At 63.2% G+C, this 10,850-nt stretch carries 10 protein-coding genes; 4 read left to right on the top strand and 6 right to left on the bottom strand.

Annotation, left to right across the window (positions count from 1 at the left end; translation table 11 throughout):
* Positions 1 to 12: 12 nt before the first annotated feature.
* Both C2L64_RS30810 and C2L64_RS30805 read right to left on the bottom strand, forming a co-directional pair.
* Complete coding sequence (locus tag C2L64_RS30810; protein WP_007581338.1) at positions 13 to 783, bottom strand: PP2C family protein-serine/threonine phosphatase; 771 nt, start codon at positions 781 to 783, stop codon at positions 13 to 15.
* Positions 784 to 788: 5 nt separating this feature from the next.
* Complete coding sequence (locus C2L64_RS30805) at positions 789 to 1,073, bottom strand: hypothetical protein (protein WP_007581336.1); 285 nt, start codon at positions 1,071 to 1,073, stop codon at positions 789 to 791.
* A 451-nt stretch (positions 1,074 to 1,524) separates the two neighbouring features.
* Between C2L64_RS30805 and C2L64_RS30800 the strand changes: the two genes are divergently transcribed.
* Together C2L64_RS30800 and C2L64_RS30795 are read left to right on the top strand one after the other, a co-directional pair.
* The gene (locus C2L64_RS30800; protein WP_007581334.1) at positions 1,525 to 2,055 is read left to right on the top strand and encodes a lecithin retinol acyltransferase family protein; all 531 of its coding nucleotides are present in this window, start codon (positions 1,525 to 1,527) and stop codon (positions 2,053 to 2,055) included.
* An 80-nt stretch (positions 2,056 to 2,135) separates the two neighbouring features.
* The gene (locus C2L64_RS30795; RefSeq protein ID WP_007581332.1) at positions 2,136 to 2,378 is read left to right on the top strand and encodes a hypothetical protein; all 243 of its coding nucleotides are present in this window, start codon (positions 2,136 to 2,138) and stop codon (positions 2,376 to 2,378) included.
* A gap of 72 nt (positions 2,379 to 2,450) precedes the next feature.
* Here C2L64_RS30795 and C2L64_RS30790 read toward each other — a convergent pair whose 3' ends face one another.
* Positions 2,451 to 2,705, bottom strand: a complete 255-nt coding sequence (locus C2L64_RS30790) for a DUF2866 domain-containing protein (RefSeq protein ID WP_007581331.1) — start codon at positions 2,703 to 2,705, stop codon at positions 2,451 to 2,453.
* Between the two features lie 592 nt (positions 2,706 to 3,297).
* On the opposite strand from C2L64_RS30790, the gene C2L64_RS30785 reads away from it, so the two are divergent.
* Complete coding sequence (locus C2L64_RS30785) at positions 3,298 to 4,911, top strand: tetratricopeptide repeat protein (protein ID WP_039900343.1); 1,614 nt, start codon at positions 3,298 to 3,300, stop codon at positions 4,909 to 4,911.
* Between the two features lie 10 nt (positions 4,912 to 4,921).
* Here the strand turns inward: C2L64_RS30785 and C2L64_RS30780 are convergent, their stop codons facing one another.
* From C2L64_RS30780 to C2L64_RS30770, 3 genes are all read right to left on the bottom strand, one after another.
* The gene (locus C2L64_RS30780; protein WP_007581327.1) at positions 4,922 to 6,670 is read right to left on the bottom strand and encodes a peptidoglycan D,D-transpeptidase FtsI family protein; all 1,749 of its coding nucleotides are present in this window, start codon (positions 6,668 to 6,670) and stop codon (positions 4,922 to 4,924) included.
* Positions 6,671 to 6,935: 265 nt separating this feature from the next.
* Positions 6,936 to 8,477, bottom strand: coding sequence for a methyl-accepting chemotaxis protein (locus tag C2L64_RS30775; protein ID WP_007581325.1), 1,542 nt, complete (start codon positions 8,475 to 8,477; stop codon positions 6,936 to 6,938).
* Between the two features lie 214 nt (positions 8,478 to 8,691).
* Positions 8,692 to 9,789: a J domain-containing protein gene (locus tag C2L64_RS30770; protein WP_007581323.1), complete on the bottom strand. Its 1,098-nt coding sequence runs from the start codon at positions 9,787 to 9,789 to the stop codon at positions 8,692 to 8,694.
* A gap of 272 nt (positions 9,790 to 10,061) precedes the next feature.
* On the opposite strand from C2L64_RS30770, the gene C2L64_RS30765 reads away from it, so the two are divergent.
* Complete coding sequence (locus tag C2L64_RS30765; RefSeq protein WP_007581321.1) at positions 10,062 to 10,832, top strand: phosphocholine cytidylyltransferase family protein; 771 nt, start codon at positions 10,062 to 10,064, stop codon at positions 10,830 to 10,832.
* Positions 10,833 to 10,850 lie beyond the last annotated feature (18 nt).

Genomic DNA, 10,850 nt, shown 5'->3' with positions numbered 1-10,850 from the left:
TAGTGGAACTTGTCAGGGCGACGGGTTCAGCAAGGTCTTGTCGGTTGCTTGCGGGTCTTCTGCCTGCACGACCACCGCCGTGATGTTGTCGCGGCCGCCGCGCGAAAGTGCGATACCGACGAGTTCATCGGGCGCATGCAGACAATCGACGCTTGTGAGCGTCTGCTGGATTTCTTCGTTGGTCACTTCATTGCTGAGGCCGTCGCTGCACAGCAGGAACACGTCGCCGTCCACGACTTCGATTGCGTCTTCGTCGAGTTCGAGTTGATCGGTTGCGCCGACCGCGCGCGTGATGATGTTGTGCGCGGGATGATGACGCGCTTCTTCCTCGGTCAGATAGCCGGACTGCCGAAGCGCTTCCACCTGGCTGTGATCGCGCGTCAACTGCCGCAATTGCCCCTGCCGCAGCAGATAGATGCGGCTGTCGCCCGCCCATAGATAACCGCAAAAGCGGTCACACGCGAGCAGCACGACGACGGTCGTGCCGATGCGCTGCACCTGCCGGCGGCTCGCTTCATCCCGCAACTGGCGGTTCGCGTCCTGCAGACGCGTGCGCGCCTCGGCGATGCAATGCTTGATACCCGCCTGCTCCGGCAACTGGCCTAGCGTTTCGACCACGAGCTGGCTGGCGAGATCGCCGACGTCGTGTCCGCCCATGCCGTCAGCCACGGCCCAGCGGCCGCGCTGCGGTTGATCGAGACAGGCGTCCTCATTGATCTCGCGTACCCGGCCCGTGTCCGTACGCGCCGCTGACGCCCACCGGAATTGACTGGTACAGGTCACGGCATCTAAGCCCGGTTCGTGCTGCGTGCGTCAGGAGAAACGTTGATGTTCGAGTTGTTGCCCGTGTTGTTCACTTCAACCGACTGGAACTGATTGATCATCTGGTTAGCATAGAAGTTGTTCGTGATGTCGTACAGGTTTACGACGGGTCCGACGCTCGGCGTGTCGTGCACGAACGGCGTGATCCAGCCGAATACCCACGGCGCACCGCCGCCGCCGCTGATCGCGGACATCGCCTTGCGATCGAGAGCGAGGTTGTGCGATAGGTCGCTGATGGTGATGGAAGCCATGGCGTGTCTCCAGAATGGCCGCCGCGTCGCGTGGCCGGAAGTCAAAGGAAGTTGCGATATGACGTGCAAGGGCTGTGCCAATGTGCGGCGGATCGGTGCGCTTTCTTGTGCGTCCTTGCTGGGTGCGGGATAGAGCGGACACGCGCGTGCGTGCGTCGCGCGCGAGCGCGTCGGGACGTTGGCGGTCGTCCAACAGCGCGTCTTTGCGAAAGACGGGACATCCAACACATTTTCGCGGCGTGATGCACAGGCGCGTGGACCTGAAAGTGATGGTGTGTGTGCAACACAACTGCCCGAAATTCTGTTGGGTGCGTCCCTACACAGGCCATCTGCAAAGTACACGTCTGCTTGAAATATTGCGATAAATCAATGGCTTAGATAGCCTGGTCCGAATGATGCAAAAGAGCTGGCAACAGTGTTGGCCCTTTGAATCGGATACCAGAGCAAAGCCATGAACCGCAACCTCCAACAATCTCGCAATGAACAAGGTGCAAACCGCGCGGCTGCTTACGCATCGGCTGATGTGGTGCTCGACGGTTCCAGCGACGAACCCAACCTCGGCGCCCATCTGATCACCCAACGCCGCGGCTACGAACATCACGGCATTTACGTCGGTGGCGGCAAGGTCATTCACTACGCAGGTTTCGCGAAGTCCGCGCATCGCGGCCCCGTCGAAGAAGTGGCGCTCGAAGCCTTCGCCGACGGTCACGCAGTCGCCGTGCGCCCGCATCCGTTCCCGAAGTACACCGCCGAACAAACCGTGCTGCGCGCCCGCTCACGCCTCGGCGAAAACCACTATCGCCTGCTGACGAACAACTGCGAGCACTTCTGCGCATGGTGCCTGCTCGGCGAAAGCCGCAGCGAACAGGTTCATGCATGCCTCACGCATCCGCGCACTGGCATGCATGCGCTGCTGTGCCTCGCCAGCGCTTTTATCGGCAACCGGATGAAAATCGGCCGCTCCGTTGTTAACGCAGTATGAGCGTCGCAATTTGAACACCGGCGATTGAAGTTCGAAACGTCAAATGCCGTAAAGCAGTCAGGAAAGCGAAGGAGACCACCATGAGCACGACCGGAAAAACACTGCACTGGGCCGTCGACAAATGGCTCGCACCGACGCCCGCGATGCCCGCCCGCGTGGTGCGCTTCTGCCGCACGCAGATGCATCGCCGCTGCGTGTGCGTCGAGGCGGTGCACCCCAGCGGGCTGTTGTCGATCTTCTTTTTCCGTCACGACGACGGATCGTGGAATGTATTTCCGCCCGCCGAAACACGGCCGGCGATGTCTGCGTGGAGGACTGCGTGATGAAAAACGGCAACCGGGCGTCCAGCGCCCGCGGCAAGCGTATCGAACGGCTTGCGCTGTGCGGCGCGCAAGCTATCCGCCAGGCTGGCAGAAGCGCCGCCCCGGCACGTGCGACATTACGGCTTCGGCAATCTGACGAGGCGTGCTCTCGGCAGGCACGACGCGCCGGAAGGATTCAACGTCGTGCCTGAAGGTCCATTCGACGAGCCGGAACGAGCGGCCCCACGGGTGCTGCATCGGCGGCGAGACGGTGCAGCTGCGGATGGTCAGCGTCTGAGCGTTGCCGTGCAGCGCGCGTAAATGTTCGAACACCGTGTCTTCAACCATCGTGTGTCTCCTGCTGGGGAGGCCCCACTGGTGGATAAAAAAGCACCGCCGGTACGCAAGCGGCACAACAGCCCTGCATGGGGCAGGGATGTTGAGCGGCATGTTCACAGGAAAGAATTAAACGAGACTTAAGACGCGCGGCGCCATTCTTTGCAGTCCGTCGAAACGGCTCGCTGAGGCCACGCGGCATGTCGTTGCACTTCTCCGGCTTGCCGTCGGAGTCACGTAGCTTTGGCGGCGGTTATCAAAAACGCAGCGTCAGTGAAGTTGTCAGCAGGGCGCGCGGCGTTGCACCGCATCCGCCGAAAAAAGATCACTGCGCGGCGGGAACTGAAGACGCGTTCGCGGGCTGCACCGTTTGTAGCGATTCGACATGCACAGCAGGCAAGCAAACGCCCTGCGAATCGGCGCGCGTGATCGTGCCGTGCACATTCACCTGCTGGCGACCGCGTACGACTCATCCATCAGTCGCCATTGCTTCAGCACTTGACGATTCTTTACGACAAGCCGCGCCGTTAGCCAGAGAATGTCTGACTCGGCGCGCCTGGCGCGTGTCGACGCAACGCATCGTTCAACTCTTCACTTCGCCTTTATGCCGCCAACCTTCGATCCATTCCTGACCTTCCTTCGCCGTGCGCTCGCTGCGCAGTCCGAGGACGATATGCGAGCGCGTGCATTGTGGCTCGAAGCGGCGTGTTATCTGTACCCGACGGATAGCGTGTCGATCGACCGGTTGATGCTTGAACTGCTCGAACAGCAAGACATCGCGCAAGCCATCGCGCTCGTCGAAACGGTCGCGCAACTCGAGCCGCACAGCGCGGCGGCGAGCGTGCGTCTCGGCTACGCGCTGCAGATGGCGAACCGGCATCGCGATGCGCTCGCGCCGTATCGCCACGCGCTTGCGATCGAGCCCGCGTTTCCGCAATTGCGCAAGAACCTCGCGATCGCGCTGAACCGCACAGGCGGCGATCCCGCCGAAGAGCGGCAATTGCTCGAAGCGGCCGTCGCAGCGGACCCATCGGACTTCGCACTGTGGATCAACCTGATGAGCGCGCGGCGCGCATGCTTCGATCTCGACGGTGCGCTTGCGGCGGCGAGGCGCGCCGTCGAGATCGATCCGAACAGCGCCGTGGCGCATAGCAATCTCGCGCAGGCGCTAAAGGAAGCGCAACGTTGGGACGACGCGCTGACGCATGCGGCGACGGCATGCGAACTCGCACCCGACAACGCATCGCTGTGCACAGGGCTTGGCGTGCTGCACCTGCTGCGCGGCAACTATGCCGAAGGCTGGCCCGCGCACGAAGCGCGCTGGAACGATCCCGCCAGCATGCTGACGAACGGCCGTCCGCCATTCGGCAGGCCGCAGTGGCGCGGCGAATCGCTCAAGGGCAAGACCTTGCTCGTGTGGGGCGAGCAGGGCATGGGCGACGTGCTGCAGTTTTGCCGCTTCATGCCGCTGCTCGCGCAGCGCGTGCATCGCGAGGGCGGGCGTATCGTGTGGAATTCGTTTGGGCAGATGGGCGCGCTGTTGCCGCGCAGCTTCGGCGAACATGTCGATGCGTATTCCGCCGCGCGTGAAGTCGAAGCACTGCCGCCGTTCGACTTCGAATTGCCGCTCGTCAGCGCGCCGCTGATGCTGGGCACGCGCATCGAATCGATTCCGCCCGTGGTGCCGTACCTGCGCGCGGACCCGGACTTGCGCGACGCATGGCGCGCGCGGCTCGCCGACGAGAAGCGCCTGAAGGTCGGGCTTGCCTGGACGGGCAGTTTGAATCATGGACGCAACCGCTTCCGGCGCGTCGGCGCGGAGCGCTATGCGCTGGCGTTTCGCGAGATCGACGGCGTGGCGTTTTATTCGCTGCAACCCGGCGCAACGGCCGACGTCGAGGCCGCCCGCGCAGCCGGCCTGCCAATGACCGACTTCACGCACGAATGGCGTAGCTTCGACGATACGGCCGCGTTCGTCAGCGAACTCGATCTGGTGATCAGCGTGTGCACCTCGGCCGCGCATCTGGCGGGCGCGCTCGGTCAGCGTACGTGGGTTCTGCTCGACGTGAATCCGTACTGGACGTGGATGATCGACAGGCGCGACAGCCCGTGGTATCCGACAGCCACGCTTTATCGGCAGCGGCAGTTCGCGCAATGGCAGCCGGTGCTGGACGACGTCGCGCGCGATCTGCACGCGCTGGCAAAACTCAGCACATGAGTTTGCTGCGCTATACGCCGGGCGCGTGCGCCACTTCCGAAGCCGGCGCCTTCACAGGCGCATCGGGCGGCACGCCGAGCAGTTGCAACGAGCCGCCCGTCACCGCGCTGAATACGGGACCCGCCACCGTGCCGCCATAGAACGCGCGTCCCGCAGGATCGTCGATCATCACAGCAACGACCAGGCGCGGATCGCTCATCGGCGCCATGCCGACGAACAGCGACCGGTAGCGCCCCTTCGCATACCCCGCGCCGACCTGCTTGCGCGCCGTGCCCGTCTTGCCGCCAATCCGATAGCCGTCGACATTCGCCGCGCGCCCCGTGCCGCTTTCGCTCGTCGCCATTTCGAGCATCGAGCGGATCGAGGCGGCCGTGGCCGGCGTCGTCACGCGCTGGCCGTCCGACGCGGCGCGGGCAGGGTCGATCAGCAGCGTGGCAGGGTGCAGCGTGCCGTCGCCCGCATACACCGTGTACACCTGCGCGATCTGCAGCAGCGATGTCGACAGGCCGTAGCCGTAGGCCATCGTCGCCTGCTCGATGGGCCGCCAGCGCGCGAACGGACGCACGCGGCCCGCCGCGACGCCCGGAAACGTCAGCTCCGGCGCGCGGCCCAGTCCGTACTCCTGATACTTGTTCCAGATGGTTTCGGCGGGCAGGTTCAGCGCGAGTTTGGCGAGCGCGATATTGCTCGACTTCTGCAACGCTTCCGCAATCGTCATGCGTCCGTGGTTCGACGTGTCGTGGATCACGCTGGGGCCGATCTTGTACCAGCCTGGCGCCGTGTCGATCATCGTGCCGGGCCGCACCAGACCGCGATCGAGCGACAGCGCGACCACCAGCGGCTTGATCGTCGAGCCCGGCTCGAACGTATCGACCACGGCACGGTTGCGCAACTGGCGGCCCGTGAGCCGCGAGCGGTCGTTCGGGTCGAAGCTCGGATAGTTCGCGAGCGCGAGAATCTCGCCGTTGCGCGCATCGAGCACGACGACGCTGCCCGCCTGCGCGCTGTGCTTCGCGACGGCCGCCTTGAGCTGCGCATACGCAAGCTGCTGGATGCGGCGGTCGACGGTCAGATGCACGGTCGCGCCGTGTTGCGCCGGTGTGAGCGGGCGCGTGTCCGACACCACGCGGCCCAGACGATCGCGGATCACCTCGCGCTCGCCAGGTTCGCCCGTGAGCAGGTCGTTGGCGGCGAGCTCGATGCCTTCCTGGCCGTTGTCCTCGATGTCGGTGAAGCCGACCACGTGCGCTGCCGATTCACCCTCGGGATAAAAGCGCTTCGAATCCGCAATGCGCGTGATGCCCGCGAGATTGAGCTTGTCGATATGCGTGGCCGTTTCCGCATCGACCTGGCGCTTGAGCAGCACGAAGCTCTTGTCGCCGGATACGCGGTGCGTGAACTCGGCAAGCGGCATATCGAGGAGCTTCGCCAGCGGCGGATGAGCCGTTTCGTGGAGCAGCTTCGGCGAAGCCCAGATTTCGTAAGTGGCGAGGCTGACGGCCAGCATCGCGCCATTGCGGTCGACGATGCGCCCGCGCGTCGCATCGAGTTCGATGGTGCGCTGATAGCGCTTCTGCCCCTGTTCGACGTAGAAGTCCTGATTGACGATCTGCACCCAGAACGCGCGGCCGATCAGCGCCGCGAACGCCGCGAACACGAGGATCACGATCAGCTTCGAGCGCCACATTGGCAGGCGCGCGACGAGGACGGGATTCTTCGCGACGGGCGCGTACGGATCGTGATTTTTCTTGCGGATCATGAGGGCGAAGCCGGCCGTTCTGACAACCGGTCCACAGTGAACGTGGATCAGATTGTAATAAGAACGTAATATATGTGCGAGCTTCGCGAAAGGTTTTTGCGTGGCAGGCGTGTCGAATGTTGCTTTGCGCACGCAGGCGGCAGGGCCGCGTTGAAAAAGCGGTCGCCGTCGCCCGTTCAACTAATGCGTCGTCTCCGACGCGGCGTGTTAACGAGGCGCTCGATGAGCGCCTTCTTTTTATTGTTTGCCGCGCGGGGCAGCGCGATCAGGCGGGCAGCGAGAAGCTCGAAATCGCCTCGCGCAGGCCGCCGACCTGGTCTTTCAGCGAATGCGCAGCGGCCGCTGCCTGCTCGACGAGCGCCGCGTTCTGCTGCGTGACCTGATCCATTTCGCCGACGGCGCGGTTGACCTGCTCGATGCCCGCGCTTTGCTCGCGCGACGCATGGCTGATTTCCTCGAGAATCTCGTTCACGCGGCGCACGGAGGCGACGATCTCGCCCATCGTCGAACCGGCGTTCGCGACGAGCGCCGCGCCTTCCTCGACGCTGCCCGTCGACGTTTCGATCAGCGCCTTGATTTCCTTCGCCGCCGTTGCCGAGCGCTGCGCGAGGCTGCGCACTTCCGCTGCGACGACCGCAAAGCCGCGGCCCTGTTCGCCCGCGCGCGCCGCTTCGACGGCGGCATTCAGCGCGAGGATGTTGGTCTGAAAGGCGATGCCGTCGATCACGCCGATGATGTCGCCGATCTGCTTCGAGCTGCTCGTGATGTCGCCCATCGTGCGGACCACGTCGTCGACCACCCGGCTGCCGCGCTTGGCGATGTCGGCGGCCTCGCTCGCGAGCCCGGCGGCCGTCGCGGCGCTTTCGGCGTTCTGCTTCACGTTCGACGTCATCTGGTCCATGCTCGATGCCGTCTGCACCAGCGCGGCCGCCTGTTCTTCCGTGCGTTGCGACAGATCGGTGTTGCCCGCGGCGATTTCGCTTGCGCCGACGTTGATGTTCTCGGTGCCGGCGCGCACGCGCGAGACGGTATCGACGAGGCCGCTCTGCATCGTATGCAGCGCGTGCAGCAGGCTCGCTCGGTCGTTGTGCGCGAGCGGTACGGGTGTCGCGAGATCGCCGCGCGCGATCCGCTGGGTTGCTTCGACAGCCACTTCGAGGTCGCCGCCGAGCGTGCGCTTCACGCTGCGCAGCACGAGCACCATCACGAGCGTCGCGATGCCGCCCAGCACGAAGGTGATGACGAGCCAGCGCCCGAGATCGACGTAGAAGGCTTTCTGCACGTCGTCCATGTACATGCCCGTGACGATCACCCAGTCCCACGGCGTGAAGCGCGTCGCGTAGCTGGTCTTCGGGACGGGTGTGTCGCTGCCCGGCTTCGACCACAGGTAGTCGACGAAGCCGCCTTTGCCCTGGTTCGATGCGTTGACGATATCGACGAACAGATGGTTGCCCGCCGGGTCCGTGAAGCCCGACAGGTTCTTGCCGACCAGCGCCGGCTTGAACGGATGCATCAGCATGACGGGCTGCGAATCGTTGACGGACAGATAGCCGTCGGTGCCGTAGCGCAGCGCGGACAGCGTGTCGAGCGCCTGCTTCTTCGCGTCGGCTTCGCTCATCGCGTGCTGCTGCGACAGCGTGTAGTAGCGGTTGACGATCGAATTGGCCTGCTCGACGAGCGTTGTCAGCTGATCGCGGCGGTCGGCAATCATCGACGAGCGGCTTTGCCACGCGCCGAACGCGCCGATGAGAACGAGGCCGATCCACAGGATGGCGATCATCGAGGCGAGTTTCTTGTTCAGGGTCATGGTGTGTTTGGCTTGCGGCGGCTGGGGTTGCGTGTGGCGGTCTTCGGGTTTTCTGCGGGATCGATGGCGGCAGATACAGGCGATGCCTGACAGGGTTTACGACCGCCGCAAACGGTTGCAGCAGGCGGGGAAACCCCTAATGAGCACGGCGTGTATTGGTATGACGAGAAGATGGGCGCGAGCGCGCCCGACTTGATGGAGGCGTTGCGCGGGATCAGAAGGGCCGGTCGCGTTTGAGCGCTTTCAGCCAGGCTTTCGTTTTCTTGATGTCGTCGAACACGGGCAGATCGTGTTCGATCTCGTGCACCATGTGCACGCGCTGCGCGATCTCGTCGTCGAGATCTTCCATGGCGAATTCAGGCGATATGCAATGGCCACGCGGGAAGCCGAAAGCGCCTCTGAATTTTTGCTCAATATCCGAGAGTTCGCGATCCAGTTCGCCGAGCTGCTCGCGCAACACTTGGTTGTAGTGCGCGAGTTTTTCTTCGCTGATACCGTCGATTGTTTTCTGGTCGATATGTTCGAGTTCCAGTTGCAACTCCAGTAGCTGCAGAAGTTTGCGTTTCGCGTACGCCTCGTTGACCCGTTGCATCAGCGCGGTCTTACGTGCGCGCTCCTCGGGATCGTGCTCGCGATCGGGATGCAGCGCGCTCGCCAGCTTGCGATAGACATCGCGCAGCGACTGGCTGATTTCCGCCTTCGCCGCTTCCTTGCGTGCTTCGGCCTCGAGCTGCTTCGGCGTCTTCTTGCGCTTCGCGCGACGCTCCTCGCGCGCCTGTGCTTTTTCGGCTGCTTCCGTGCGCAGTTTCGCGAACTTTTCGGACGCGCGCTTCAAGAACTCCTGTGGAGAAATCACGTCGTCTTCGAATTCGACGCCAAGCATGTCTTCGATCGCCGCTTTCATGCCATCGAGGTCGATTTCGGCTTGTCCGTCGTCGCGTGTTTGGGCATGCCGGTCGTAGATCGACTGCAACGTATCGTCGTTGTGAAGGCTAAGCAACGGCTGCAAGAGGTCGGCGATCAGTTCCGAGACCATTCGACGGTCGATTGCGTTCAGGCCTTTATCGCCATGCACCGCGTCGAGCCGGTGAATGAGCTTCACCTGCGCGTCCCACGAAGTCCGCCGCAGCGGTATCAGCACGTCGACATATTTCTTCTGGAAGACGGGCGTGAAGGTTTCCCATTGCGCGATCCGTCCACGCCGGTTTTCGATCTGCTTGACGAGTGAATTGAAGTACCTCTGGCCTTTCGATCGATGCGCCTGTTGCTTTTCCGGCGCAATGGTCACTGACCGGCCCGCTGCTTTGCTCATGAAACCCGTGCCTCCCATTTACTGAAAACGCAGCATACCGTTTCACCGGCTGAAACAGGCGAATCAGGGTCGATTTCAAACAAAATCACCACATTTTTCAAACTAATTCCATCAATTGCCAAAAGCGGCGCGGCTGGTCTGCAATCCGTTCTCAATTCCGATATAGTCGCCATTTTTGGCTCGCCGGGACGCCTTCGCGCGCAGCGTGGAAGCCATTTCGAATGCCAGATTAAAAGAGCCAATAAACCATTAATCCTTTCCCTGGAAATCGAATGCGAGCGATCATTCTTGCCGCAGGCCTCGGCTTGCGACTCCAGCAACCGCCGGGGGAGCAGTTTCCAAAATGTCTGTTGCGCTTTGACGGGATCACGCTGCTGGAGCGCCATCTGCAGATGCTCGAAGCCGTCGGCGTCGATGAGGTCGTCCTCGCGCTCGGCTTCCAGCCGGAACAGGTCGAAGCCGAGCTGACGCGCGCCGGCCGCAAGGTGCCCGAGATCAAGCTCAATCCGCGTTTCGATCTGGGCAGCGTGCTGACCGTGCACACCGTCGCCGATGCCCTCACGCGCGGCGGCGACGTGCTGCTGATGGACGCCGACGTGCTGTACGACGAGCGCATGCTGGCCGCGCTCGTGGCGGGTGAGCACGCGAATCGCTTGCTGATCGACCGCGACTTCGAAGCGGGCGACGAGCCCGTCAAGCTGTGCCTGAAACAGGGCGTGCCCATCGAGTTGCGCAAGCAGCTGGCTGTAGGCCTCGACTACGACACGATCGGCGAATCGGTCGGCTTTTTCCGCTTCACCGAGGCCGCTGCGCGGCGCTTCGCGGAGATCGTGGCGGGCTATGTCGATAGCGGCCGCGCGAACCTGCCGCACGAAGAAGCCGTGCGCGACCTGTTGCTCGAACGCAGCCACGCATTCGATACGGCCGATGTCACCGGCCTGCCCTGGATTGAAATCGATTTTCCCAACGACGTTGCGCGAGCAACTAAAGAAGTCCTGCCGCAACTGCAGCGGCCGGCTTTGCATGAAGCGCTGAAGCGCTAACTCGGGCCGACCTAGGAG

Source organism: Paraburkholderia hospita, from assembly GCF_002902965.1.
Lineage (GTDB): Bacteria > Pseudomonadota > Gammaproteobacteria > Burkholderiales > Burkholderiaceae > Paraburkholderia > Paraburkholderia hospita.
The sequence above is the reverse complement of the archived record's forward strand: the minus strand, read 5'-3'. Positions and strand labels throughout refer to the sequence as shown.

Coding starts and splice junctions, on each gene's coding strand:
- C2L64_RS30805 (WP_007581336.1), bottom strand. CDS start 1,073: ATGGCTTCCATCACCATCAGCGACCTATCGCACAACCTCGCTCTCGAT.
- C2L64_RS30800 (WP_007581334.1), top strand. CDS start 1,525: ATGAACCGCAACCTCCAACAATCTCGCAATGAACAAGGTGCAAACCGC.
- C2L64_RS30795 (WP_007581332.1), top strand. CDS start 2,136: ATGAGCACGACCGGAAAAACACTGCACTGGGCCGTCGACAAATGGCTC.
- C2L64_RS30790 (WP_007581331.1), bottom strand. CDS start 2,705: ATGGTTGAAGACACGGTGTTCGAACATTTACGCGCGCTGCACGGCAAC.
- C2L64_RS30785 (WP_039900343.1), top strand. CDS start 3,298: ATGCCGCCAACCTTCGATCCATTCCTGACCTTCCTTCGCCGTGCGCTC.
- C2L64_RS30780 (WP_007581327.1), bottom strand. CDS start 6,670: ATGATCCGCAAGAAAAATCACGATCCGTACGCGCCCGTCGCGAAGAAT.
- C2L64_RS30775 (WP_007581325.1), bottom strand. CDS start 8,477: ATGACCCTGAACAAGAAACTCGCCTCGATGATCGCCATCCTGTGGATC.
- C2L64_RS30770 (WP_007581323.1), bottom strand. CDS start 9,789: ATGAGCAAAGCAGCGGGCCGGTCAGTGACCATTGCGCCGGAAAAGCAA.
- C2L64_RS30765 (WP_007581321.1), top strand. CDS start 10,062: ATGCGAGCGATCATTCTTGCCGCAGGCCTCGGCTTGCGACTCCAGCAA.